General features: G+C 62.1%; 22 protein-coding genes and 1 pseudogene. 15 read left to right on the top strand and 8 right to left on the bottom strand.

The annotated features are described in order from the left end of the window. Positions 1–279: 279 nt before the first annotated feature. The 4 genes from ATI14_RS00625 to ATI14_RS00640 all read left to right on the top strand — a co-directional run bounded on the left by ATI14_RS00625 (position 280) and on the right by ATI14_RS00640 (position 6730). A complete protein-coding gene (locus ATI14_RS00625; protein ID WP_016971118.1) occupies positions 280–1803 on the top strand; it encodes a fumarate hydratase in 1524 nt (507 codons plus the stop codon). Between the two features lie 250 nt (positions 1804–2053). Next, entirely contained in the window at positions 2054–3820 is a 1767-nt protein-coding gene (locus ATI14_RS00630) for an ATP-binding protein (RefSeq protein ID WP_016971119.1), read from the top strand. Then, the gene (locus ATI14_RS00635; protein WP_016971120.1) at positions 3814–5139 is read left to right on the top strand and encodes a sigma-54-dependent transcriptional regulator; all 1326 of its coding nucleotides are present in this window, start codon (positions 3814–3816) and stop codon (positions 5137–5139) included. Before ATI14_RS00630 ends, ATI14_RS00635 begins: the two co-directional genes overlap by 7 nt. Before the next feature lie 271 nt (positions 5140–5410). Then, the gene (locus ATI14_RS00640) at positions 5411–6730 is read left to right on the top strand and encodes an MFS transporter (protein WP_016971121.1); all 1320 of its coding nucleotides are present in this window, start codon (positions 5411–5413) and stop codon (positions 6728–6730) included. A gap of 100 nt (positions 6731–6830) precedes the next feature. Here ATI14_RS00640 and ATI14_RS31815 read toward each other — a convergent pair whose 3' ends face one another. After that, positions 6831–6959, bottom strand: a complete 129-nt coding sequence (locus ATI14_RS31815; RefSeq protein WP_256346025.1) for a hypothetical protein — start codon at positions 6957–6959, stop codon at positions 6831–6833. A gap of 187 nt (positions 6960–7146) precedes the next feature. Between ATI14_RS31815 and ATI14_RS00645 the strand changes: the two genes are divergently transcribed. Further along, positions 7147–7767 (top strand): flavin reductase family protein, encoded by a 621-nt coding sequence (locus ATI14_RS00645; protein ID WP_017255478.1) that lies wholly within the window; start codon positions 7147–7149, stop codon positions 7765–7767. Between the two features lie 144 nt (positions 7768–7911). Here ATI14_RS00645 and ATI14_RS00650 read toward each other — a convergent pair whose 3' ends face one another. Both ATI14_RS00650 and ATI14_RS00655 read right to left on the bottom strand, forming a co-directional pair. Further along, a complete protein-coding gene (locus ATI14_RS00650) occupies positions 7912–8157 on the bottom strand; it encodes a hypothetical protein (RefSeq protein WP_031319777.1) in 246 nt (81 codons plus the stop codon). Positions 8158–8198: 41 nt separating this feature from the next. Next, a complete protein-coding gene (locus ATI14_RS00655; protein WP_010208042.1) occupies positions 8199–8540 on the bottom strand; it encodes an antibiotic biosynthesis monooxygenase family protein in 342 nt (113 codons plus the stop codon). Between the two features lie 328 nt (positions 8541–8868). On the opposite strand from ATI14_RS00655, the gene ATI14_RS00660 reads away from it, so the two are divergent. Then, positions 8869–9798: an AraC family transcriptional regulator gene (locus tag ATI14_RS00660; RefSeq protein WP_016971124.1), complete on the top strand. Its 930-nt coding sequence runs from the start codon at positions 8869–8871 to the stop codon at positions 9796–9798. A 61-nt stretch (positions 9799–9859) separates the two neighbouring features. Here the strand turns inward: ATI14_RS00660 and ATI14_RS00665 are convergent, their stop codons facing one another. The 4 genes from ATI14_RS00665 to edd form a co-directional block, all read right to left on the bottom strand. After that, a complete protein-coding gene (locus ATI14_RS00665; RefSeq protein WP_016971125.1) occupies positions 9860–11326 on the bottom strand; it encodes an ATP-binding protein in 1467 nt (488 codons plus the stop codon). After that, positions 11316–12047 carry a response regulator gene (locus ATI14_RS00670; RefSeq protein ID WP_016971127.1) on the bottom strand — a complete coding sequence of 244 codons (732 nt, stop codon included), beginning with the start codon at positions 12045–12047 and terminating at the stop codon, positions 11316–11318. Before ATI14_RS00670 ends, ATI14_RS00665 begins: the two co-directional genes overlap by 11 nt. Positions 12048–12199: 152 nt before the next feature. Next, a complete protein-coding gene (locus ATI14_RS00675) occupies positions 12200–13156 on the bottom strand; it encodes a glucokinase (RefSeq protein WP_080520092.1) in 957 nt (318 codons plus the stop codon). Next, complete coding sequence (edd, locus tag ATI14_RS00680; RefSeq protein WP_016971129.1) at positions 13153–14979, bottom strand: phosphogluconate dehydratase; 1827 nt, start codon at positions 14977–14979, stop codon at positions 13153–13155. Before edd ends, ATI14_RS00675 begins: the two co-directional genes overlap by 4 nt. A 221-nt stretch (positions 14980–15200) precedes the next feature. On the opposite strand from edd, the gene gap reads away from it, so the two are divergent. The 8 genes and pseudogenes from gap (at position 15201) to ATI14_RS32100 (ending at position 24240) form a co-directional block, all read left to right on the top strand. Then, complete coding sequence (gene gap / locus ATI14_RS00685; RefSeq protein ID WP_016971130.1) at positions 15201–16202, top strand: type I glyceraldehyde-3-phosphate dehydrogenase; 1002 nt, start codon at positions 15201–15203, stop codon at positions 16200–16202. Positions 16203–16414: 212 nt separating this feature from the next. Continuing rightward, entirely contained in the window at positions 16415–16933 is a 519-nt protein-coding gene (locus ATI14_RS00695; RefSeq protein WP_016971131.1) for an RNA polymerase sigma factor, read from the top strand. 73 nt (positions 16934–17006) lie between these two features. After that, complete coding sequence (locus ATI14_RS00700; protein ID WP_016971132.1) at positions 17007–17975, top strand: FecR family protein; 969 nt, start codon at positions 17007–17009, stop codon at positions 17973–17975. A gap of 116 nt (positions 17976–18091) precedes the next feature. Continuing rightward, positions 18092–20656 (top strand): TonB-dependent receptor, encoded by a 2565-nt coding sequence (locus ATI14_RS00705; RefSeq protein ID WP_016971133.1) that lies wholly within the window; start codon positions 18092–18094, stop codon positions 20654–20656. Positions 20657–20791: 135 nt separating this feature from the next. Then, entirely contained in the window at positions 20792–21400 is a 609-nt protein-coding gene (locus ATI14_RS00710; RefSeq protein WP_016971134.1) for a biliverdin-producing heme oxygenase, read from the top strand. A 160-nt stretch (positions 21401–21560) separates the two neighbouring features. Next, positions 21561–21962, top strand: a complete 402-nt coding sequence (locus ATI14_RS00715) for a YbaN family protein (RefSeq protein WP_016971135.1) — start codon at positions 21561–21563, stop codon at positions 21960–21962. 412 nt (positions 21963–22374) lie between these two features. After that, positions 22375–23382: pseudogene (locus ATI14_RS32095) on the top strand (methyl-accepting chemotaxis protein); the annotation flags it as partial. A gap of 102 nt (positions 23383–23484) precedes the next feature. Then, positions 23485–24240, top strand: a complete 756-nt coding sequence (locus ATI14_RS32100) for a methyl-accepting chemotaxis protein (RefSeq protein WP_370589126.1) — start codon at positions 23485–23487, stop codon at positions 24238–24240. A gap of 126 nt (positions 24241–24366) precedes the next feature. Here the strand turns inward: ATI14_RS32100 and ATI14_RS00725 are convergent, their stop codons facing one another. Continuing rightward, on the bottom strand, positions 24367–24930 hold the full coding sequence (locus ATI14_RS00725) for an NAD(P)H nitroreductase (protein WP_016971137.1): 564 nt from the start codon (positions 24928–24930) through the stop codon (positions 24367–24369). Between the two features lie 139 nt (positions 24931–25069). On the opposite strand from ATI14_RS00725, the gene ATI14_RS00730 reads away from it, so the two are divergent. Further along, complete coding sequence (locus tag ATI14_RS00730; protein ID WP_016971138.1) at positions 25070–26497, top strand: di-heme oxidoreductase family protein; 1428 nt, start codon at positions 25070–25072, stop codon at positions 26495–26497. Positions 26498–26514: the final 17 nt, after the last annotated feature.

Here is a 26514-nt window from a genome sequence, read left to right on the forward strand (position 1 = left end):
TGGGAGCGGGCTTGCCCGCGAGAGCAGACTATCAGGTCCCCCACGCTGGCTGACACACCGCCTTCGCGGGCAAGCCCGCTCCCACATCGGCCCTGTGTTCACACTCATCAGAGTTTGACCATAGTCGGGTGTATCGGCCACCGAGCCGGGTTATACTGCCGCGCCTTTTTAGCGTCGCGCCTGCACCACTTTGGCGTGCCTTGGAAAGGTGGCTCCAGCCGACCGATGCAACACTGGCGCCACCTTTATTGAATGTTCCCTTATAGAGGAGCGCGACTCATGACCGTGATCAAGCAAGACGACCTGATTCAGAGCGTTGCCGACGCCCTGCAATTCATTTCCTACTACCACCCCGTGGATTTCATCCAGGCCATGCACGAAGCCTACCTGCGCGAAGAATCGCCAGCGGCCCGTGATTCCATCGCCCAGATCCTGATCAACTCGCGCATGTGCGCCACCGGCCACCGCCCGATCTGCCAGGACACCGGTATCGTCACCGTGTTCGTGCGCGTAGGCATGGACGTGCGTTGGGATGGCGCCACCATGGGCCTGGACGACATGATCAACGAGGGCGTGCGTCGCGCCTACAACCTGCCGGAAAACGTCCTGCGTGCATCGATCCTGGCCGACCCGGCAGGCGCGCGTAAAAACACCAAGGACAACACCCCTGCAGTCATCCACTACTCCATCGTCCCGGGCAACACCGTGGAAGTGGACGTAGCGGCCAAGGGCGGTGGTTCCGAGAACAAGTCGAAAATGGCCATGCTCAACCCGTCCGACTCGATCGTCGACTGGGTATTGAAGACCGTTCCGACCATGGGCGCCGGCTGGTGCCCACCGGGCATGCTCGGCATCGGCATCGGCGGCACCGCCGAGAAAGCCGCGGTGATGGCCAAGGAAGTATTGATGGAGTCCATCGACATTCACGAGCTGAAAAAGCGCGGCCCGCAGAACCGTATCGAAGAGATGCGCCTGGAGCTGTTCGAGAAGGTCAACCAGCTGGGCATCGGCGCCCAGGGCCTGGGTGGCCTGACCACCGTGCTCGACGTGAAGATCATGGACTACCCGACCCACGCCGCCTCCCTGCCGGTGTGCATGATCCCCAACTGCGCCGCCACCCGTCACGCGCACTTCGTGCTCGACGGCTCGGGCCCGGCGTCGCTGGAAGCGCCACCGCTGGACGCCTACCCGGAAATCGTCTGGGAAGCCGGCCCGTCGGCCCGCCGCGTCAACCTCGACACCCTGACCCCGGAAGAAGTGCAGAGCTGGCAGCCGGGCGAAACCGTGTTGCTCAACGGCAAGATGCTCACCGGCCGCGACGCCGCGCACAAGCGCATGGTCGAAATGCTGAACAAGGGCGAAACCCTGCCGGTGGACCTCAAGGGTCGCTTCATCTACTACGTCGGCCCGGTTGATCCGGTGCGCGAAGAGGTGGTTGGCCCGGCTGGCCCGACCACCGCAACGCGGATGGACAAGTTCACCCGTCAGATCCTGGAGCAAACCGGCCTGCTGGGCATGATCGGCAAATCCGAGCGCGGCCCGACCGCCATCGAAGCGATCAAGGACCACAAGGCCGTGTACCTGATGGCCGTGGGCGGCGCCGCTTACCTGGTGGCGCAAGCCATCAAGAAGTCGCGCGTTGTCGCTTTCGCCGAACTGGGCATGGAAGCGATCTACGAGTTCGACGTGAAAGACATGCCGGTCACCGTTGCTGTCGACAGCAAAGGCGAATCCGTGCACATCACCGGTCCTGCCATCTGGCAGAAAAAGATCAGTGAAAGCCTGGCGGTAGAAGTGCAGTAAGCACCTCCCTGCAAGAATAAAGGCGACTGCGGCCCCATGGCCCAGTCGCCTTTTTTATGGCAGCAGCTATTGTCATGATGAACTCGGACATGTGGGAGCTGGCTTGCCTGCGATGGCATCACCTCGGTTTTCAAGTGATACCGAGGTGATGCCATCGCAGGCAAGCCAGCTCCCACAAAAGCGGGCTGACCACAAGATCCCGGCAGTGCATGGTATGGTGCACTCCCTTACCGTGCCTGCCCCTCACCGTATGATCGTGATCCCTCGCCCCCTGCGCCTGACCTTCTATTCCCTGTTGATCATCGCCGGTGCGGTGCTGGCCGCGGCCCTGGCCACGCGGCATGCCGAGCGCCAGGCGCTGGTGGACGACGCCGCCCGTGCCAATCAACAACTGGCGTTGTACGCCAATTCGCTGCACACCTTGATCGAACGTTACCGCGCCCTGCCCGCCGTGCTGGCGCTGGACTCGGAAATGATCAGCGCCCTGAAAAACCCGGTGGATGCCAGGACTCAAGACGTGCTCAACCGCAAGCTTGAGCGCATCAACGGCGCAGCGCAGTCGTCCACCCTGGAATTGATGGACCGTACCGGCCTGGCCGTGGCCGCGAGCAACTGGAACCTGCCAAGCAGTTATGTGGGGCACAACTACGCGTTTCGCCCCTACTTCAGCCAGACGCTGAGCCAGGGCACCGGGCGCTTTTACGCCGTGGGCGTGACCACCGGCATCCCCGGCTACTTTCTCTCAAGCGCAGTGGTGGATGAACACGAGCAGTTCCTCGGCGCAATGGTGGTGAAACTGGAGTTTCCCGAGCTGGAACGCGAATGGGCACAGGGCAACGACCTGCTGCTGGTCAGCGATGCACGGGGCATCGTGTTTATCGCCAACCAGCCCGGCTGGCGCTACCGCAACCTGCGCCCGCTGTCGGCCGGCGACCTTGCCGAACTCAAGGCCACCCGCCAGTACGACAAGAAACACCTGCAACCGCTGGACAGCCAGACGCTGCAACGTTTCGACGAAAACAGCCATTTGATGCGCGTCAACGGCCCCGACGGCAACGCCAATTACATCTGGGAATCCCTGCCGCTAAAAGCCGAGGGCTGGACCCTGCACCTGTTGCGCAAGCCGCAGTTCGCTTTTGAAGACCAACGCAATGCAGGGCTTGCGGCTGCAGGGTCCTGGCTGGCACTGGTGTTTCTGCTGCTGTTTTTGACCCAACGCTGGCGCCTCGCCCGCTTGCGCCAGCGCAGCCGCGAAGAACTCGAACAACTCGTGGAAGAACGCACCCAGGCCCTGCGCACCGCTCAGGACGGCCTGGTGCAATCGGCGAAGCTGGCGGCGCTGGGGCAGATGTCGGCCGCCCTTGCCCATGAAATCAACCAGCCGCTGACCGCCCAGCGCATGCAATTGGCGACCTTGCGCCTGCTGCTCGACCATGGCCGCGTGGACGACGCCTACAAGGCGCTCACGCCGCTGGACGACATGCTCACGCGCATGGCCGCGCTCACCGGCCACCTCAAGACGTTCGCACGTAAAAGCCCGAGTGGCCTGCGCGAGAAGCTCGACCTGGCCACGGTGGTCGACCAGTCCCTGCACTTGCTCGACGCACGTTTGCGTGACGAGGCCATCGGCGTGGTGCTCGACCTGACTCGTCCGGCCCTCGTGCGCGGCGACGCCATTCGCCTGGAGCAAGTGCTGATCAACCTGCTGCGCAACGCCCTCGACGCCATGGCCGACACGCCGCGCAAACGTCTGGAAATTCGTCTGCACGCCGACCAGCAGCTGTGGCGCCTGACCGTCAGCGACAGCGGCGGCGGAATTGCCGAAGAGCACCTCAACAGCGTGTTCGACCCCTTCTTCACCACCAAACCGGTGGGCGACGGGCTCGGCTTGGGGCTGGCGGTGTCCTACGCTATCGTGCACGAATTGGGCGGCCGCCTGATCGCGGGCAACCGCGGCGACGGCGCGGTGTTTACCCTGACCTTGCCTATCGCGCTGGAGACGCCCGACCTATGTTGAACGCGGTGATTGTGGTCGATGATGAAGCCAGTATTCGCACGGCCGTTGAGCAATGGCTGAGCCTGTCGGGGTTTGAGGTGCAGTTGTTCAGCCGCGCCGAGGAATGCCTGGCGCAACTGCCCAGGGATTTCCCCGGCGTGATCCTGAGCGACGTGCGCATGCCCGGCCTCAGCGGCCTGGAGCTGCTCGCCGAGGTGCAGCGCCGGGATGCCGACTTGCCGGTGATCCTGCTCACCGGCCACGGCGACGTACCGATGGCCGTGGAGGCCATGCGCGACGGAGCCTACGACTTTCTGGAAAAACCCTTCAGCCCCGACGCCCTGCTCAACGGCTTGCGCCGTGCACTGGATAAACGCGGGCTGATTCTGGAAAACCGTCGCCTGCACCAACAGGCCGACCAGCGTGCACAGCTGGAATCAACCTTGCTCGGCGTGTCGCGGGGTTTGCAAACCTTGCGCCGCCAAGTGCTGGACCTGGCGAACTTGCCGGTCAACGTGTTGATCCGTGGCGAGACCGGCAGCGGCAAAGAGCTGGTCGCGCGCTGCCTGCATGATTTCGGGCCGCGCGCGAAGAAACCCTTTGTCGCACTCAACTGCGCCGCCATCCCCGAGCAGCTGTTCGAAGCCGAGTTGTTCGGCCACGAAAGCGGCGCGTTCACCGGCGCTCAGGGCAAGCGCATCGGCAAGCTGGAATATGCCCATGGCGGCACGCTGTTTCTCGACGAAATCGAAAGCATGCCGCTGGCTCAGCAGGTGAAATTGCTGCGGGTGTTGCAGGAACAGAAGCTGGAGCGACTGGGCTCCAACCAAAGCATTCATGTGGATTTGCGCATCATCGCCGCCACCAAGCCGGATCTGCTGGACGAGGCCCGCGCCGGGCGGTTTCGCGAAGACCTGGCGTATCGACTGAACGTTGCGCAGTTGCGCCTGCCGCCTTTGCGCGAGCGCCGCGAAGACATTCCGTTGCTCTACGAGCACTTTGCCCACAGTGCCGCCGAGCGTCTGGGCCGCAGTGCCACCCCCTTGAGCGGCCCGCAACTGGGGCGCCTGCTCAGCCATGACTGGCCGGGCAATGTGCGTGAATTGGCCAACGCCGCCGAACGCCAGGTACTGGGCCTGGGCGAACCGGAGCCGGAAGGCGTCGAGGCCGGGCAATCCCTGGCGGCGCAGCAGGAGGCTTTCGAAGCCCATTGCCTGAAGGCTGCGCTGATGCGGCACAAGGGCGATATCAAGGCGGTGCTGGCGGAGTTGCAACTGCCGCGGCGTACGTTCAATGAGAAGATGCAGCGGCATGGGTTGGTGCGGGATTCGTTCCTCTAGGTCGAATCTCGCGTTGTCTGTAAGACGCTATCGCGGGCAAGCCCGCTCCCACATTTTTGATCTGTGAATAAGCTGGCTTGCCTGCGATAGGGTCAGCCGCCATAAGCGGATTTCCGCTCACCACCTGAAAATCATCAGCAACTTTCCGCTCAAAAAAATCCGCCAACCCTTCTAAACCGGGCCTTCATCTACCTGGCACAGCTTCTGCTATAGCCCGAACCAGGCTGCGCTGACGCGGCTCCACAAAAACAATTAGATGAAGGATCCTTCAATGGATAACTCCAACGCCTTGCCTCTGGGGTCGGCGGCCGCGCCGGCGAAAGAACGCACCACGTCCAGCCGGATCAAGTCGATCTTCAGCGGATCGGTCGGCAACATGGTCGAGTGGTACGACTGGTACGTCTACGCTGCCTTCTCGCTGTACTTCGCCAAAACCTTTTTCCCCGCCGGTTCCTCCACCGCCCAGTTGATGAACACCGCCGCCATCTTCGCCGTGGGCTTCATCATGCGCCCGATCGGCGGCTGGCTGATGGGCCTCTACGCCGACTACAAAGGCCGCAAGGCCGCGCTGATGGCCTCGGTATTGCTGATGTGCTTCGGCTCGCTGCTGATTGCCCTCACACCAGGCTATGACACCATCGGCATCGGTGCGCCGATCCTGCTGGTATTCGCCCGTTTGCTGCAGGGGCTGTCGGTTGGCGGCGAGTACGGCACATCGGCCACCTACCTGAGTGAAATGGCGACCAAGGAACGTCGCGGTTTCTTCTCCAGCTTCCAGTACGTGACGCTGATCTCCGGCCAGCTCATCGCCCTGGCGGTGCTGATTGTGTTGCAACAAGTGCTGACCACCGAGCAGCTGTACGCCTGGGGCTGGCGCATCCCGTTCGCCATCGGCGCACTCTGCGCGGTGGTCGCGCTGTTCCTGCGTCGCGGCATGGAAGAAACCGAGTCGTTCACGAAAAAGGAAAAAGCCAAGGAAAGCGCGATGCGCACCTTGATGCGTCACCCCAAGGAAGTACTCACCGTGGTCGGCCTGACCATGGGCGGCACGCTGGCGTTCTACACCTACACCACCTACATGCAGAAGTACCTGGTGAACACGGTCGGCATGAGCATCTCCGACTCCACCACCATCTCGGCGGCGACGCTGTTTCTGTTCATGTGCCTGCAGCCGCTGGTTGGAGGCTTGTCGGATAAAGTCGGCCGCCGGCCAATCCTGATCGCCTTCGGTATCCTCGGCACCCTGTTCACCGTGCCGATCCTCAGTACCCTGCACACCATCCAGACCTGGTGGGGCGCGTTCTTCCTGATCATGGCGGCGCTGATCATCGTCAGCGGCTACACCTCGATCAACGCGGTGGTGAAGGCCGAGCTGTTCCCGACGGAAATCCGCGCTCTGGGCGTAGGCCTGCCGTATGCCCTGACCGTGTCGATCTTCGGCGGTACCGCCGAATACATCGCGCTGTGGTTCAAGAGCATCGGCATGGAGACGGGGTATTACTGGTATGTGACGGCGTGCATTGCGATTTCGCTGGCGGTTTATGCGACCATGAAGGACACCCGTAAACACTCGCGCATCACCACTGACTAAAAAATGTGGGAGCTGGCTTGCCTGCGATGGCGGTTTATCAGCACTGAACCCAGTGACTGACACTCCGCTTTCGCGGGCAAGCCCGCTCCCACATTTCGTTCTATAGCGTGTTCCAAACAGTGTCACGGCTCACATACCGGCGCTGCGCATACAACGCTCCCGCAATCATCACCACCAGCACCGCCGCCAACACGTCAGATGAACCCATGGTGGTTGCGCGGACTTTCATCACCCGGAACACCAGGGTATCTGAGGCAGTTTATTCATAGGGAGGAAGGCTCCAAAGCTCAGTCTCTCAATGGGTCGACTTGACCTCCGGCGCAGACTGAAGGCAGCGCTGTGAAAAATAGGTGGGCGATGAATGAAAATTCCATAGTATGGCCACTTCATCGACGCTAGCAGCAGGAACCCCGGCCATGCCTGACGATATCCACTTCTATGAACCTGCCAACGGCCACGGCCTGCCTCACGATCCGTTCAATGCCATCGTCGGCCCACGGCCCATTGGCTGGATTTCTTCCCACGACACGGAAGGCCGCCTGAACCTGGCGCCCTACAGCTTTTTCAACGCGTTCAATTACATTCCGCCGATCATTGGTTTTTCCAGCGTCGGGCGTAAAGACAGCCTGAACAACATCGAACAGACCGGCGAGTTTGTGTGGAACCTGGCCACCCGCCCGTTGGCCGAGCAGATGAATCAGAGTTGTGCGGCGGTATCGCCCGAGGTGAACGAATTCGAATTGTCCGGGCTGACGCCGGTGGCTTCGAAAATTGTGGGCGTGCCACGAGTGGGCGAGAGTCCGGTGGCGTTCGAGTGTAAGGTCACGCAAATCATTCAGTTGCAGCGCGCCGACAAGGCACTGGTGCCGAGCTGGCTGGTGTTGGGCGAGGTGGTTGCGGTGCACATTGCCAAGTGGCTGCTCAAGGATGGCATTTACGACACCGCCGCTGCCGAGCCGATCCTGCGCGGGGGTGGGCCGGCGGATTACTTCCAGCTGGGGCCGGAGGCGTTGTTCAAGATGTATCGGCCTCGTTGATTGGAATACTGATCAACAAACTGCTCAGACCAATGTGGGAGCCGGGCTTGCCCGCGATGAGGGTGGGTCAGCCAACTTATGCATTAGCTGACACTCCGCTATCGCGGGCAAGCCCGGCTCCCACATTTGATGTGTGTTGATCATTCAGTTAGCGGCAGTTGCCCACGTCAGTTGACCGTCCTGGTCCACATCGACCAGGCACTCAAGCTGCAACGTCGCGGCATCATCGGCATCGGAAGCCGTCTTGAACTTCTGCCCATCAAGGATCTTGTGAAACTGCGGTGCGCCCATGCCATCCAGTGCCTTGACGGCGACGGCGGCACTGTAGCCACCTTCTCCCGGCACTACGGCGGAAACGGCTTCGTGGTGGGCAAATTGTTTACGTGCCATGTTGCGGGTCCTGGCCAATGGAAAGTCGGCCATTGTAACCCTCAACCGGCGAGTTGCAGGTACTCGCCGTAGGCGTGTGCAGCGGATGCATCGGTGAAGGTCTGGAAGTCCATGCTGCGGACCACCATGTCGTTCAGCAGCTCGGTAAAGATCATCAGGGCCGGAGAATTGAAGTAGGCGCTCATCGCCTGCTCGCTGCTCCAGAAACCCGAGATCAGCCATACATCGGGGTCGACCTGGGAATGCTGCAACGAGAATTGCAGGCAACCCTGAGCCTGACGGCCCGGTTCGATCAAACTGCTCAAGCGTGCACCCAGTTCGGTGCTGCACCCGGTGCGGGCGCGGATAAAGGCCATATGGCTCGCGGGAATGGGGGTGGACATGTTCGACTCTCCCGTTGAGAAGTGATGCTCGGCAAGCACTGTGAGGGCGTGTTGCCACAGGATCAAAGATAACGGCGCGTGCGTGGCCGCGGTTAGTCAATTCCTGCAGGCTTATTGCACAATCCTGCGAGATGCATAGAGACGACGTTTGGCCCGCCAGGTTTATTCCAGGCCCATGTTCAGTGTTTCAGGCAGATGACAGGCCCTGCCCTTGCCTGATTCACGACCTGTCGCAGGATCAGGCAAGGATTGTGCAGAATCGACGTAACACTTTTTGAAAAGCCGCCGCTAAGCTGAACCCATCAAAGAAGCCTGCAGAGGTCGCCCCATGTCGTCGCCTGAACATAAATCCCTGCCGCTGGATGCCGAGATGGAAAAGCAGCGCGCCGAACTGGCCAGCATCGTGCACCGCCACACCTGGGAAGACGGTTCCTACGGCACTGCGATCACTTCGTTGTACCTGAACCGCCACAACACCCCACGTGATTTCATGCCGGTGCTGGTGGAGCCCGCGCTGTGCATCCTGGCCAGTGGCAGCAAGGAAGTGCGCCTGGCGGACGAAATCTTCGCCTACGACCCGCTCAACTACCTGGTGTTTTCGGTGGCGATGCCGGTGGCCGGGCGCATCCTGGAGGCCACGCCCGAAGACCCCAACCTGTCGGTGCGCATCAATATCGACCCGGCGCAGCTGACGGCGTTGATCGCCGAAGCCGGCCCGATGGGCGTGCCCTCGCGCCCGACGTCGCGCGGCATGTACGTGGACCGCATTGACGCGCAGTTGCTCGACGCCGTACTGCGCCTGGCACGCCTGCTGGACACGCCCAAAGACATCGCCATGCTCGCACCGTTGATCAACCGCGAGATCCTTTACCGGCTGCTGCGTGGGCCGCAGGGTTATCGGTTGTACGAAATTGCCGTGGCCAACAGCCAGAGCCATCGCGTCAGCCAAGCGATCAAGTGGCTCAACGGCAACTATGAGCAACCGCTGCGCATTGATGATTTGGCCAAGGAAGTGAACCTCAGTGTCTCGACCTTGCATCACCGCTTCAAGGCGATAACGGCGATGAGCCCGTTGCAGTATCAGAAGCAGTTGCGCTTGCAGGAAGCACGGCGGTTGATGATTGCCGAAGGGCTGGAAGCCTCGGCGGCGGGGTATCGGGTGGGGTATGAAAGCCCGTCGCAGTTCAGCCGGGAATACAGCCGGTTGTTTGGCGCACCGCCTTTGCGCGACCTGGCCCGGATGCGCCAGAGCGTATGACACACCGATGATCAAACTGTGGGAGCTGGCTTGCCAGCTCCCACATGGGTTCTGTGTGAAGTCAGTCCAGAGTGCGGGGTAGCTGCAAGGTCACTCGCAACCCACCCTCACGCAGATTCTGCAAACTCACTTCCCCGCCATGGCTGTGGGCAATATTGCGCGCAATGCCCAGCCCCAAGCCGTAACCCTGCTGCTGCCCGGCCAGCCGGAAGTGCGGTTCAAACACCTGCTCCAACCGCTGCTCCGGCACGCCCGGGCCTTCATCATCCACATGCAGGATAAATTCAGCGCCATCGTCTTCGATGTGCAGGTGCGCGTTCTGCCCGTACTTCAACGCATTGTCGATCAGATTGCCGATGCAGCGCTTGAGCGCCAGCGGCTTGCCCGGGTAAGTCGTCAGCGCGCGACCGTCCTGGGTGATGCGGCCATTGCCGTTGGGCGCCAGGTAGGGCTCCACCAGGCAATCGAGTACATGGTTCAAATCCACCGGCTCGATGTTTTCGTGGATGTCGGTGTCTTTTACGCACTGCAGCGCGCCTTTTACCAGCAGCTCCAGTTCGTCCAGGTCGCGGCCGAACTTGGTTTGCAGGTTGTCGTCTTCCAGCAGTTCAACCCGCAGTCGCAGGCGGGTGATGGGGGTGCGCAAATCGTGGGAAATGGCGCTGAACAGCTGGCTGCGCTCGGTCAGGTAGCGACTGATGCGCTCGCGCATGGCATTGAACGCACGGCCCACTTCCACCACTTCGCTGCCGCCGCCCTCGGCCACCGGTTCCACGTCGGCGCCCAACGACATGTCCCGGGCGGCCCGCGCCAGGCGCTTGAGCGGCCGGCTCTGCCAATGCACCAACAGGCCGATGAACAGCAGCAAAAAGCCGCTGGTCAGCACGATAAACCACACCTGCTGGGACGGCAGCCCCTGTTCTTCGAGGCTGGTGTAGGGCTCAGGCAACAACGAGGCGATGTACAGCCATTCGCCCGGCGCCAGCTGGATCTGGGTCACCAGCACCGGCGGGTTCACCGGCTCCAGGGTCAGCGCGTAATGCGCCCAGGAGCGTGGCAACTCATCGAGTTTCAAACCGGCATTGAAGATGCGCAGGTCTTCGGCGCTGACGAACTCCACCGAAATGTGCACGTCGCTGCCCAGGGTCTGGCGCAGCACTTCGTCCACCGTTTGCAGCACCGCCTGTTTGCGCGGGGTTTGCGGCAGAATCTGCATGTCCAGCGGGCGGTCGTTGAGGGTCACCACAAAGCGGGTGCCGCCCATGCTGCGCAGTTGATCAAGGACCAGCGGGCGATAGGCCACCGGCAACGAACGGAAATAACTCACGCTGGCAGTCATCGAATGCGCCAGGCTGCGGGCGCTGGTGACCAGGCCTTCGAGCTGGGTGGCGCGCAGTTGCGACACCCAGATCACGCTGGACAGCGCTTGGGCGAACAGCACCGCGAGCAAGGTCAGCAGCAGCATCCGCCCGAGCAGCGAACGCGGCACCGGAAAACGGCGGCGCTCGGTCAAATGCTCAGTGGGCATTGCCGGCAACCACGCTGGCTGCCAGTTGATAGCCGCTGCCGCGCACGGTGCGGATCAGCCTCGGGGGTTTTTCCGTGTCGCGCAGGCGTTGGCGCAAGCGGCTGACGGCCATGTCGACAATGCGGTCCAGCGGCATCAAGTCGCGGCCACGGGTGGCGTTGCCGATGGTGTCGCGGTCGAGAATCTGTTGGGGGTGGTCTAGAAACAACTTGAGCAGGGCGAAGTCGGCGCCGGAAAGAATCACTTCTTCGCCGTCGATATGAAACAAGCGGTGGCTGATCATGTCCAGGCGCCACTCGTCAAACACCCACACATCGCCGCCGCTGCGTTCCTGGCCGAATTGGGCGCGGCGCAACAAGGCCTTGATCCGCGCCTGCAACTCGCGGGGGCTGAAGGGTTTGCCGATGTAGTCGTCGGCGCCCAGTTCCAGGCCGATCACGCGGTCGGTTTCATCGGAGCTGGCGGTGAGCATGATGATCGGCACCTGCGCCTGGCGCGGGTGCTGGCGGATCCAGCGGCAGAGGCTGAAACCGTCTTCGTCGGGCAACATCACATCAAGGATGACCAGGTCGCACGGCGCCTCGTTCATGGCCTGGCGAAACCCCGCGCCGTCCGACACACCCCGCACCTGGAAACCGGCGCGGCTGAGGTAGGTTTGCAGCAATTCGCGGATTTCCTGGTCGTCGTCGACGAGGAGAATGGATTTACTGGTTACGCTCACGGGGGCCTCCTTGTTGTTATGGCCAAGCTTAAGACATTTGTTGCTCTTGAGGTCCTATCGCAGGCAAGCCAGCTCCCACACTTGACTGCATTCCAGGGCTTGAACCCGGTCAACTGTGGGAGCTGGCTTGCCTGCGATGAGGCCATCAGCCCCTACGCAAAAGCTTGTTCGAGTGCGACTCCCGCCCCGGTCAACCCGGAATACGGCGCGGTCACCAGCCACACCGGAATGCCCTTGAAGTAGTCGCTCATGCAACCCTTGTCGCTGAAACTCTTGGCAAAGCCGCTGTTGATAAAGAAGTCGGCAAACCGCGGAATCACTCCGCCCACGATATACACGCCACCGCGTCCACCGGTGGTCAGCACGTTATTACCCGCCACACGGCCCAGCCAGATACTGAACTGGTTCAACACCTCCATGGCCACCGGGTCGCCGGCCAGGCCCGCGGCCGTGATGGCTTCGGGCGTGTCCAATACCGGTTCGTGGCCATCGACCGCGCAGATCGCGCGGTACACCCGCGGCAAGCCGCCGCCACTCAAGGCAGTCTCGGCGCTGACGTGGCCGATCTCAGTGTAGATGTGTTGCCACAGTTGGGTTTCACGCGGGCTGCTCAGCGGCAGGTCAACGTGGCCGCCCTCGCCCGGCAGCGACGCATAACGGCCTTCACCCAGATGCAGCAAGGTGCCGACGCCAAGGCCGGTGCCCGGCCCGATCACTACGGCCGGGCGCCATGGTTCCGGCGTGCCTTCGCAGACCACACGAAACTCATCGGGCTTGAGGCGGGTCATGCCCAGGGCCATGGCCGTGAAGTCATTGACCAGCAGCAGCTCATCGACCTGCAGGGTTTTGCAGAACGCAGTTTTGCTCAGGCGCCAGTGATTGTTGGTGAATTTAAATTCATCCCCGCTCACCGGCCCGGCGACGGAAAGGCACACCGCGCCGATGTCCCCGATTTCCAGGCCTTCTTCCTTGAGGTAGACCTTGATGGCCTCCTCAGGGCTGCTGTGATCCGCCGTGGCGTGCACGCGGATCGAATGCAGTTCCTGATCGCGCCACAACGCGAAACGGGCATTGGTGCCCCCGATATCACCGACCAGCGCAAGCTTCACTTAAGCGTCTCCAAGGCAGAGGTAAAGGCGCTGGCGCCCTGCTCTGCGGAGCTTGCGGCCAAGCGCATAAATGCAAACAGCTCGCGACCGGCCCCCACGTTATTGCCCAACAGGCCCGTGGCAGGCGTGCGCGCTGCAAATTCTTCGGCGTCCACCTTAAGCTCCAGGGTGCCTTTCACGCCATCGACGCGAATGATATCGCCATCTTGCACTCGCGCCAGCGGCCCGCCGCTCTGGGCTTCGGGGTTGACGTGAATCGCGGCGGGGATCTTACCCGAGGCGCCGGACATTCGCCCGTCTGTTACCAACGCGACTTTAAAGCCGCGGTCCTGCAACACGCCGAGGAACGGGGTCATTTTGTGCAATTCGGGCATGCCGTTGGAGCGCGGGCCCTGGAAGCGCATCACCGCAACGAAATCCTTTTCCAGCTGGCCGGCCTTGAACGCATCGGCCAGGTCCTGCTGGTCCTGGAACACCACCGCCGGTGCTTCGACGATCTGGTGCTCGAGGGCCACGGCCGAGACCTTCATCACGCCACGGCCAAGGTTGCCTTCCATCACGCGCAGGCCACCTTCCGGCGAGAACGCACGCGCTACCGGGCGCAGGATGGTTTCGTCGAGGCTCTCGATCGGGCCGTCGCGCCAGATCAGTTCGCCGTCCACCAGGAACGGCTCCTGGGTGTAGCGGCTCAGGCCCTTGCCGGCCACGGTGTTGACGTCTTCGTGCAGCAGGCCCGCTTCGAGCAGTTCGCGAATCAGGAACGACATGCCGCCCGCCGCCTGGAAGTGGTTGATGTCGGCCTTACCGTTCGGATACACGTGGGACAGGGTCGGCACCACCTCGGAGAGGTCGGCCATGTCCTGCCAGGTCAGAATGATGCCCGCCGACATGGCGATCGCCGGCATGTGCAGGGTGTGGTTGGTGGAACCGCCGGTGGCGTTGAGGGCCACGATGGAGTTGACGATGGACTTCTCGTCGACGATCTCGCCGATCGGCGTGAAGCTGCCGTTGGCTTTGGTCAGGCGTGTGACCTGGTGCGCGGCTTCGCGGGTCAGCGCGTCACGCAGCGGCGTGTAGGGGTTGACGAACGAGGCGCCCGGCAAGTGCAGGCCCATCACTTCCATCAGCAACTGGTTGGTGTTGGCGGTGCCGTAGAAGGTGCAGGTGCCGGGGCTGTGGTAGGACTTCATCTCCGATTCCAGCAGCTCTTCGCGGGTGGCCTTGCCTTCGGCGTAGCGCTGGCGCACGTCGGCCTTCTGCTTGTTGGAGATACCCGACGGCATTGGCCCGCCCGGTACGAAGATCATCGGCAGATGACCGTAGCGCAGCGCGCCCATCATCAAGCCGGGCACGATCTTGTCGCAAATGCCCAACATCAGCGCGGCGTCGAACATGTTGTGGGACAGCGCTACCGCCGTGGACATGGCAATGACCTCACGGCTGAGCAGGCTCAACTCCATGCCGGGCTCGCCCTGGGTCACGCCGTCGCACATGGCCGGGGTGCCGCCGGCGAACTGGCCGACCGAGCCGACTTCACGCAGGGCTTTCTTGATTTGTTCAGGGAAATGTTCGTACGGCTGGTGCGCCGAGAGCATGTCGTTATATGACGAAACAATTGCCACGTTGGCGGCATTCATCATGCGCAGACTATTTTTATCTTCAGTGCCGCAACCGGCCACGCCGTGGGCAAAGTTGGCGCATTGCAGCTTACCGCGCATCGGACCGTCGCTGGCAGCGCCGCGAATGAGCGCAAGGTAAGCCTCGCGGGTTGCACGACTGCGGGCGATAAGCCGTTCGGTGACCTCAATAACGCGGGGATGCATGTGTAGAACTCCAGGCTAACGGATGTGGCGACCTGAGTGTCTATGCTGATCAAACGCCCGCAGCGCATGGGATGGCAGGGTGTCGTTTGCATCATCGGACCAGTTGATTCAGGTCACTCGTTGTAGATTGAACAAAATATTGCCACTAAAAAGGCTTGTTTTCTATTTTTATGCGAATAATCTTGTAATTCTTACAACAAATCGACGACAGGCACTTTCCAATGACTCTTCGTATCGCAATCAATGGTTTTGGCCGTATCGGCCGTAATGTCCTGCGCGCACTGTATACCCAAGGCTACCGCCAGGATCTGCAGATCGTCGCCATCAACGATCTGGGCGACAGTTCGATCAACGCCCATCTGCTCAAATACGACACCGTACACGGCACTTTCGAAGCAGAGGTCGCCCACGATCAGGAAAGCCTGACCGTCAATGGTGACCGGATCGCCGTCAGTGCCATTCGCAACCCCGCCGACCTGCCGTGGGCTGCGCACAAGATCGACGTGGTGTTCGAATGCACCGGCCTGTTCACCGATCGCGACAAGGCTGCCGCCCATATTACCGCCGGCGCCCGCAAGGTGATCATCTCCGCCCCGGCCAAGGGCGCGGACGCCACTGTGGTTTATGGCGTGAACCATGACATCTTGCGTCAATCCCATCAGATCATCTCCAACGCTTCCTGCACCACCAACTGCCTGGCACCCGTGGCTCAGGTGCTGCACCGCGAGCTGGGCATCGAAAGCGGCCTGATGACCACGATTCACGCCTACACCAACGACCAGAACCTCACCGACGTCTACCACACCGACCCGTACCGCGCGCGCTCGGCCACCCAGAACATGATCCCGAGCAAGACCGGCGCCGCCGAAGCGGTGGGCCTGGTGCTGCCGGAACTGGCAGGCAAGCTGACCGGCATGGCCGTGCGTGTACCGGTGATCAATGTGTCGCTGGTGGACCTCACCGTCACACTGAAGAAAGACGCCACGGCCGAGCAAGTCAACGCCTTGCTTAAAGAAGCCAGCCAGCACTCGAAAATCCTTGGCTACAACACCCTGCCGCTGGTTTCCAGTGACTTCAACCACAACCCGCTGTCGTCGATTTTTGACGCCAATCACACCAAAGTCAGTGGCAAATTGCTGAAAGTGCTGGCGTGGTACGACAACGAGTGGGGCTTCTCCAACCGCATGCTGGATAACTGCCTGGCGCTCTGCAACGCGGAGTAATTTCCTGCCGCCGCTGGCTTGTGTGGGAGCTGGCTTGCCTGCGATAGCATCACCTGGGTGTCACTGAACAACCGAGGTGCCTGTATCGCAGGCAAGCCAGCTCCCACATGAGCCAGGCCCCCAAAAGGATCTTCGCGCCATCTCAAAGTGCCACTTGCCATTTCAGTTGATGATAAGCATTATCATTAACTGCATCTCGGTCTGGTATCACTGTGAGCCAATCTCGCTTCAACCACGTCTTTCTCACCCAACGGGTGATTCTGCTTCGCACCTTGCAGCGGATGGTGAATAACCACAGCACCGCCGAGGACCTGTTGCAGGAGACCTACCTGCGCGTGACCCGGGCCCTCAGCGAGCGGCCGATCGATCACCTCGAACCTTTCGTCTATCAAACCGCACGCAACCTGGCGCTGGATCACCTGCGTTCGCGCAGGATTCAAGCGCGCACGCTGCAGGAAGATGTCCCGCTGGACGTCCTGCAAAGCGTTGCCGCCCCCATCAGCACGCCCGAAGACGCCACCCAGGCCGAGCAATTGCTTGAGCACCTGAGCGTCAGCCTCGGCCAGTTGAGCGCCCGCCAGCAGCAGATTTTCATCCTCAGCCGCCTGCACGGGTGCAGCTATCAGGAGATCGCCGATCAGTTACAGGTGTCGTTGAGCACCGTGCAAAAGGAACTGAAATTGATCATGGCCATCTGTGTAGGTGTGGCCGAGCGGCTGGATCAGCCTTAAGCTTCCCCGACAGAAGCGTCGATCCAGGCTGCAGGAACAATGAATAAAACGTGGCGAAGACCCGAGGAACACCGTGACGGACCCGAATAAACTGCGCCCCCATGAGCTGGCTCGTGAGGTGCTGCAAGACACGGCGATGGACCAGGCCCTGGACTGGCTGATCGTCTTGCAGTGCCCGCAGCCCGGGCAGCAGGCCGAGTTTGACGCCTGGCTGGCCAGCGACCCGGCACACGCGCACGCCTTCAGCAAAGCCCAGGCCGCCTGGGGTGGCGCGCCGGTGCACAGTGCCGCCGTGGCCCTCGCCGCGCCGCGCAAACCAACGTTTTTGCGCCGCATCAAACCGCACTGGAAACCCTTGGCCACCGCCGCCGTGCTGTTGATCGGCCTGTTCAGCTTCAGCAACCTGCCCGTGCGCCTGCAAGCGGACCACCTCACCGTGGTCGGCGAACGTCAGCGCCTGCAACTGGACGACGGCTCAAAAGTGCTGTTGAACACCAACTCGGCGTTTTCCAGCAGCATCAAGGACCACCAACGCGTGGCTCGCCTGTATCAGGGCGAGGCGTTTTTCGAAGTGGCGCCCAGTCGTGGCCTGCCGCTGGAAATCGACGCCGGGCCAGTGCGCGCCAGCGTACGCGACACCGACTTCGCCGTGCGCTACCTCAACGGCGAAGCCCAGGTGCAAGTGCAGCGCGGCGACGTGGACCTGAGCAACACGTTCGACGACGCCCGCGTGCGCTTGAGCGCCGGTGAAAGTATCCGCATCGGCCCCAAAGGCTTCGGCCAGCCCGCCCGGCTCGACGCGAGCAAAGACCTGGCGTGGGTCCAGGGCCGGCTGGTATTCGAAAACTGCCCGATGAGCGAAGTGCTCGCCGAGCTGCGCCGCTACTACCCGGGCTGGATCGTCAACAACAACGACAAACTCGCCAGCACCGCCGTCACCGGCAACTACCGCTTAGACCAGCCGCTGGACGTGGTGCGCTCGCTGGCGCACATCACCTCGGCCAAGCTCTCGGAATACCCGGCGCTGGTGATCCTGAACTAAATGAGAATTATTTTTACTCGATAGCGACCGATGGTACGTCTCGTCTTAGCCAATGCAACTGATTCCTATTTGGTTCGGTTCGCAACTATAAGATTCGTACCTCCGGAGCGCTCTCGATGTCCTCTCGTTTCAACCGCCGGTCTTCTTCGCCCGTTCTGTCCCTGCTGACCGCCGCCATCCTGCTGGCCAGCGCGCCCGCCATGGCCGCCACCGCCGCCGAGCCGGTCGCGCGCAGCCACGGCAATTACACGTTCAGCATCGAGCAACAGCCGCTGGTTTCGGCGCTGAATGCCTTCACGTCCGTCACCGGCTGGCAAGTCGGCCTGCCGGCCGAGCTGGGCCAGGGTGTGTCGTCCCCTGGCGTACGCGGCGCGCTGACGCCGGAAAAAGCCCTGGACCGGCTGTTGGTGGGGACCAACCTGAGCTACCGCAAACTGGGCAATAACAACATCGTGCTGGAGAAGCGTGCGGCGGGCAGCACCGTCAACCTGCAGCAGGTCACCATCAGCGCCACCCGCACCGAGCAGGACGTGAACAGCGTGCCGAGCACCGTCACCGTGCATGATCGCCAGGAGCTGGACCGCGACAACGTGAACACGATCCGCGAACTGGTGCGCTACGAGCCCAACGTTTCCGTGGGCGGCGCCGGTACCCGCGCCAGCAACGCCGGCTACAACATTCGCGGCATCGACGGCGACCGCATTCTGACCCAGGTCGACGGTGTGGAAGTACCGGACAACTTCTTCAACGGCCCCTACGCCAAAACCCGCCGTAATTACGTCGACCCGGAAATCGTCAAGCGCGTGGAAATCCTCCGCGGCCCGGCGTCGGCCCTGTACGGCAGCAGCGCCATCGGCGGCGCCGTGAGCTATTTCACCCTCGACCCCGACGACATCATCAAGCCCGGCCAGGACTACGGCGCCCGCCTGAAAACCGGCTACAGCTCGGCCGATGACAGCTGGCTGACCTCCGGCACCGTGGCCGGCCGCGTGCAGGACTTCGACGGCTTGCTGCACCTGAGCCAGCGCAACGGCCATGAAATGGAATCCTACGACGGCAACAACGCCACCGGCCTGGCCCGCACCGGCGCCAACCCGGAGGATGCGCGCACCACCAACGTGCTGGCCAAACTGGGCTGGAACTACGGCGACGACAACCGCCTGGGTCTGACCTACGAGAAGTTCAAGGACGACCGCGACGTCGACCTGAAAAACGCCGTCGGCGGCCCGTTCACCGGCGGCCGCGGCTTTAACTTCTACCGCGCGCGCTCGGGCAACGACACCATCACCCGCGAACGCTTCGCCATTGAAAACCGCTTTGCCCTCGACTCGCCGATTGCCGATCACATCAAGACCAGCCTCAACTACCAGATCGCCAAGACCGACCAGACCACTGCCGAGATCTACCAACCATCGCGTCGCGTATTGCGTACCCGAAACACCCTGTATGAAGAAAAACAGTGGGTTTTCGACGCGCAATTGGACAAGGCCTTCAGCCTCGGCGAGACCGATCATCAGGTCACCTACGGCACCACCCTGAAACAGCAAAAAGTCACCGGCTCCCGCGAAGGCGCCGCCACTTGCCTGGCCGTCGGCAGTGGTTGCACGGCCATCGGCGCACCAAGCCCGTCAGCGGCCGACAGCGTGAAAAAAGCCAGCGACTTCCCGGACCCGACCATCAACACCTATTCGCTGTTCGCCCAGGACCAGATCGCCTGGGGCAAATGGACCTTCCTGCCAGCGGTGCGCTACGACTACACCCAGCTCAAGCCCAAGCTGACCGACGAGTTCCTCAACACGGTTGACCCGACACGGATCTACGACCACAGCGACTCGGATAAAACCTGGCACCGCGTCACGCCAAAATTCGGCCTGACCTACGCGCTGACCGATAACTACACCTGGTTCGGCCAATACGCCGAAGGTTTCCGCACCCCATCGGCCAAGGCCTTGTACGGCCGTTTTGAGAACCTGCAACAGGGCTACACCGTCGAGCCGAACCCCGACCTCAAGCCGGAAACCAGCAAAGGCGTGGAAACCGGAATTCGCGGCAACTTCGACGAAGGCTCGTTCGATATCGCCGTGTTCTACAACAAATACCGCGATTTCATCGACGAAGACGCCTCCGTCGCCGGCGGCACCGTGCAGCAGTTCGAAGCCAACAACATCAAGCACGCCACCATCAAGGGCATCGAGGCCAAGGGCCGCTTGAATCTGGATGCGTTCGGCGCCCCGCAAGGCCTGTATACCCAGGGTTCGGTGGGCTACACCTATGGCCGTAACGACGACAACGGCGAGCCGCTCAACAGCGTCAACCCGCTGAAGGGCGTGTTCGGCCTGGGCTACGACCAGGACAACTACGGCGGCCTGCTGAGCTGGACCCTGGTGAAAAAGCAAAACCGTGTGGACAGCACCACCTTCCACGCCCCCGACGGCAGCACCAGCGCGCCGTTCAAGACCCCGGGCTTTGGCGTGCTCGACCTGACCGCCTTCTACAAGGTCACAAACGACGTGACCATCAACGGCGGCGTCTACAACCTGACCGACAAGAAGTACTGGAACTGGGATGACGTGCGCAGCTACGACGGCGTCGGCGAAGCCGGTGTGACCGCACCTGCCAACCTCGACCGCCTGACCCAGCCGGGCCGCAACTTTGCGATCAACCTGATCTGGGACATCTGATAACGCCCGCCTCACCCTGCCGGCCTTTCACCGGCGGGGTGAGGATTTTTTACTGTGCCACGTCTTCTTAAACGTCTTGTTGATAACGGCTCTCTGTAGAGCCACAAGGCGCTTCCCTTCTCAAGGACTTTACCGATGACCGCTTCCCCCACCGCAGAACGCCCGAGCCTGCGCTCCCAGCGCCTGAACCAGATCACTCACTCGCCACACACCAAGCTCGACGCACTGGTCAAAGCCCACGCCCCGTTCGAAACCCGGGCCAACTTTGCCCGCTTCGTGGTGGCGCAATACCTGTTCCAGTCGGAACTGGTGGCCCTGTACAACGACCCCGAGCTGATAGCGATCGTCCCCGATCTGGCCGCCCGCTGCCGCGCCGAAGCCGCCAAACTGGACCTGGGCGACCTGGACACTGAAGTACCGGCACCGGTCGCCGGCGCCGTGAAAAACCCGAGCAAGGCAGAAGCACTGGGCTGGCTGTTCGTGTCCGAAGGTTCCAAGCTCGGCGCCGCGTTCCTGATCAAACGCGCCGTGGGCCTGGGCCTGAGCGAAACCTTCGGCGCCCGCCACCTGGGCGAGCCGGCCGGTGGTCGCGCCGAAGGCTGGAAGAGCTTCACCCGCACCCTCGACGGCCTGGAATTCAGCGCCGAAGAAGAAGCCGCCGCGGAGAAAGGTGCGATCGATGCGTTCGTGCGCTTCACCGTGCTGCTGGAACAGGCGTACGCTAACGCCCCTGAACTGGCGTAACCCCCTGTAAAAAGGGATTCCTGTGGGAGCTGGCTTGCCTGCGATGCGGTCACCTCGGTCTGCCTGCCAAACCGAGCCGATGCAATCGCAGGCAAGCCAGCTCCCACAGGTTGACCCCGTTCTGATCTGACTTTTTGCAGTTCTTCATGTACACGAAGCCATGACCCGCAAACCCCAACCCCCCTCGAAAATCGCGCAGCTCCTCTTCGGCCTGCTGGCCTACGTCAGCCTGGGTATCGGGTTGGTGGCGATTGTCATCCCGGGTTTGCCCACCACCGAATTCATCCTGCTCGCCGCCTGGGCGGCGACCAAAAGCTCGCCGCGCCTCAGCGCCTGGCTGGAAAACCACCGCCTCTTCGGGCCGATCCTGTTCAACTGGCGCAACGGCAAGATCATCGCGCGCCGTGCCAAGGTCAGCGCCACCGTGAGCATGCTGGTGTGCGCCGGTTTGATGCTGGTGATGCTCGACCACGGCTGGCCGATCTACCTGGCCATCGCGGGAATGGGTTTGGGCAACCTGTGGATCTGGTCACGCCCGGAACGCCTCGCAGCCCCCGTGTAACGCTGCCTGCAGGGATTTGTCTACCGCTCATCGCCTGCCCCTCATGAAACAACCTCCTACGCCGATGTTCCGGACATAGCGCCGAATGGATTTGGCTCGCCCTGCGTGCATTCAAACAAGTCCAATCGCGAGTGAACCTATGTTCGACACCCTCTCCATCCGCCTGAAAATCGTGCTGTTGTCCGGCCTTTGCCTCCTGGGAGTGATTGCGCTGGTGGTTGGCATCAACTTGTACGAGGCCGACCAGAACAACCACCTGGTCAGCGATTCAAGCTCGAGAATGCTCACCCATAGCGTGCAGAACCTGCTGCAAGCCAAGGCTGCCGAGCAGGCGGTGCACCTGCAGAAAACCTTTGGCGAAGAACTCACCGTGGTCACGGCACTGGCCGATCAGATCAAAGGGCTGCGCGCCATGGCAGCCAAACGCGGGCTCGACGCCGGGGCGCTGCGTGAAGAACTCAACCAGAGCCTCAAGACCACCTTCGAGCGCAACAGCAACGTGCTGGGCCTGTGGCTGTCGTTCGAGCCCAACGGGCTGGACGGCAAGGACAGTGAGTTCATCGACGACAAGGCTCGCGTTTCCAATGAAAAGGGCCGCTTCTCCAGCTACTGGAGCCGCGCCGGTGGCGAAGGCCTGAACACCATCATGGTCGAAGATGACCTGACCAAAACCACCCCGAATCTCAGCGGTACGCCCTACAACATTTGGTACACCTGCCCACGGGATACCCGCAACGTTTGCCTGCTCGACCCGTACGCCGATGATGTGGCCGGCAAATCCGTGCTGATGACCACCATCGCCCTGCCACTGCTGGTGGACGGCAAAGTGATTGGTGTGGTCGGCATCGACATCGCCCTCAACACGCTGCAGGCCGTGACCGACGCCGCGCAAAAAGAACTGTTCGACGGCGCCGCGCACCTGGAGATCCTGTCGAGCACCGGCTTGATTGCCGCCTACAGCGGCCAGCCCGACAAGGTCGGCAAGAACCTGATCGACACAATTGGCGCCGAGGGCAAAGAGATCGTACAGATGCTGAGCGGCGACACATCGATGATCCGCGAACAGGACGACACCATTCGCGAGGTCTACCCGGTCAAGCCGATTGCCGACGCCAAGTCGTGGGGCATCGTGATCAAGCTGCCCAAGGACGTCATGCTGGCCGACACCCTGAAACTGCAAGGCGTACTCGACAAGGCCCAGGCGAGCGGCACCCTCAAGGCCTTGCTGGTCGGCGCCGCTGCCGCCCTGCTCGGCTTGCTGCTGATCTGGCTGACCGCCACCGGTGTCACCCGCCCCATCAACAGCGTGGCCGCCATGCTCAAAAATATCGCCAGCGGCGAAGGCGACCTGACCCAGCGTCTGGCCTACAGCAAAAAAGATGAGCTGGGCGAACTGGTGAACTGGTTCAACCGTTTCCTCGACAAGCTGCAACCGACCATCGCACAGATCAAGCAAAGCATCACCGAAGCGCGTGGCACGGCGGATCAGTCCTCGGCCATCGCGCGCCAAACCAGCGAAGGCATGCAAGTGCAGTTCCGCGAAATCGACCAGGTGGCCACCGCGTCCAATGAAATGAGCGCCACCGCCCATGACGTCGCCAACAGTGCCTCCAACGCCGCCAGCGCGGCGCGCGGGGCGGATCAATCGGCGCGTGAAGGCCTGTCGATCATCGAGCAAAGCACCCGCGACATCACCACCCTCGCCGAAGAAGTCAGCAAGGCAGTAACCGAAGTGGAAGCGTTGGCGGTGAACAGCGAGCAGATCGGCTCGGTGCTGGAAGTGATCCGCAGCATCGCCGAGCAAACCAACCTGCTGGCGCTTAACGCGGCCATTGAAGCGGCACGCGCCGGTGAAAGCGGGCGCGGGTTTGCGGTGGTGGCCGACGAGGTTCGCAACCTGGCCAAGCGCACTCAGGATTCAGTGGAAGAAATTCGCCTGGTGATCGAACGCATCCAGAGCGGCACGCGCGGCGTGGTGGCGACGATGCATTCGAGCCAGCATCAGGCACAAAGCAATGCCGGGCAGATCCATCAGGCCGTGCAAGCGCTGGGCAAGATCAGTGAGGCGGTGACGGTGATCAGCGACATGAACCTGCAAATCGCCAGCGCCGCCGAACAACAGAGCGCCGTGGCCGAAGAGGTCAACCGCAACGTCTCGGCGATCCGTACCGTGACTGAAACCCTGACGGGCCAGGCCACCGAATCGGCGGCAATCAGCAGCCAGTTGAATGCCCTGGCGACCCAGCAGATGACGCTGATGGATCAGTTCAAGGTGTAAACCCAATGAAGATCCCTGTGGGAGCGGGCTTGCCCGCGATGGCGGTGATTCAGTTACACATTCATTGACTGACAGACCGCCATCGCAGGCAAGCCAGCTCCCACACAAAGCAGGATTGTGCCGGGATTACAGCCCCGGCCAGGCCTGCACAAACGCCGCCACATCTTCTTTGGCCGCCACACGCGGCGGGTTCTGCGGCGTGCCCAAATAGAGGAAGCCAATCACTTCTTCATCCGCCGTCAGCCCCAGACCTTTGGCGACGTGTGCCGAGTAGGACAACTCCCCCGTTCGCCACACCGCACCAATGCCCTGGGCGTACGCTGCCAGCAGGATGCCGTGCGCCGCGCAGGCGGCGGCCAGCAGTTGCTCGGACTTCGGCACTTTGAAGTGCTCCTGCAAGCGGGCAATCACCACCACCACCAGCGGTGCACGCAACGGGCCGTTCTGAGCCTTGTCGATGGCGGCTTGCGGTGCGTCGGCGTCCTGCAAGCGGGCGGCTTCAGCCAGCAACGTGCCCATTTGCTCACGGGCAGCGCCTTCCACGGTGAGGAAACGCCACGGGCGCAACTGGCCGTGGTCGGGCGCGCGCATGGCGGCGGCGAACAGCACGTCGCGCTGCTCCTGGGTCGGTGCCGGCTCCAGCAAACGCGGCACGGAAACACGGTTGAGCAAAGCGTCGAGAGCCTGCATTGGCCACCTCCAGAGAAAAATGTGCGGCCATTCTAGCGGGAATGGATCGGATTGGACCAAACGATAATTGCTCTTATTCAATCCGCCCTGCCCTGTTAGACTTTGCGACCTTATTTTCAGCCCCCGTCCAGGAAACTCGATGTTCCGTTCGCCATTTCGCCTGTGCGCAGCAGTGCTGGCCTTGAGCCTGACCGCCTGCGACGACGCCCCGCGTTTCACCAAGGCCGAGCCGGGTGAATCACGCGCGGGCGGCGCGACGACTGTGAACAAGCGTGACCAGAACGCATTCTCCCTGCCCTCGGCCAACCTCGCGCCCACCCGCCGCCTGGACTTCAGCGTCGGCAACAGTTTCTTTCGCAGCCCCTGGGTGATCGCACCGTCCACCACCACCGCGCGTGATGGCCTGGGCCCGCTGTTCAACACCAACGCCTGCCAGAACTGCCACATCAAGGACGGCCGTGGCCACCCGCCTCTGCCCGACGCGCCGAATGCGGTGTCGATGCTGGTGCGCCTGTCGATTCCGGCGACGCCCGTGGATACCCGGCTGATCGAGCAGGTCGGCGTGGTGCCCGAGCCGGTCTACGGCGGGCAACTGCAAGACATGGCCGTGCCGGGTGTGACCCCCGAAGGCAAGGTGCGGGTCGATTACACGCCCGTCCATGTGACCTTCAAGGACGGCACGGTGGTGGAGTTGCGCAAGCCGGACCTGCAAATCACCCAGCTCGGCTATGGCCCGATGCATCCGAATACACTTTTTTCCGCGCGCATCGCGCCACCGATGATCGGCCTGGGTCTGCTCGAAGCCATCAGCGACGCCGATATCCTGCGCAACACCGACCCGAAAACCGCCGACGAGGAAGCTCTGGTCGGCCGCGCCAATTGGGTCTGGGATGACGCCCGACAACAAACCGTGCTCGGACGTTTCGGCTGGAAAGCCGGGCAACCCACGCTCAATCAACAAAATGTTCACGCGTTTTCTGGTGATATGGGCCTCACCACGTCCCTGAGACCCTTTGATGACTGCACCGACGCTCAAGTCGCCTGCAAACAGGCGCCCAACGGCAACGGCCCCGACGGCGAGCCGGAGGTCAGCGATAACATCCTGCGCCTGGTGCTGTTCTACACCCGCAACCTCGCCGTGCCGGCCCGCCGTGACGTCAACACGCCGCAGGTGCTGGCCGGGAAAAACCTGTTCTATCAGGCCGGTTGCCAGGGTTGCCACAAGCCCTCGTTCACCACGGCGGCGACAGCCTCCGAACCTGAGCTGGCCAACCAGGTGATTCGCCCCTACAGCGATTTGCTGTTGCACGACATGGGCGAAGGCCTGGCCGACAACCGCAATGAATTCAAGGCCGGTGGCCGCGACTGGCGCACGCCGCCGCTGTGGGGCATCGGGCTCACGCAAACCGTGAGTGGCCACACCCAGTTTTTGCATGACGGCCGCGCCCGCAACTTGCTCGAAGCCGTGCTGTGGCATGGCGGCGAAGCCCAAGCGGCGCAGCAGCATGTGTTGTCCTTCAATGCCGAGCAGCGCGCTGCGTTGCTGGCGTTCCTGAACTCTTTATAAGCGTTGCCACAATTACA

Origin of the sequence: Pseudomonas tolaasii NCPPB 2192 (assembly GCF_002813445.1) — a bacterium.
Lineage (GTDB): Bacteria > Pseudomonadota > Gammaproteobacteria > Pseudomonadales > Pseudomonadaceae > Aquipseudomonas > Aquipseudomonas tolaasii.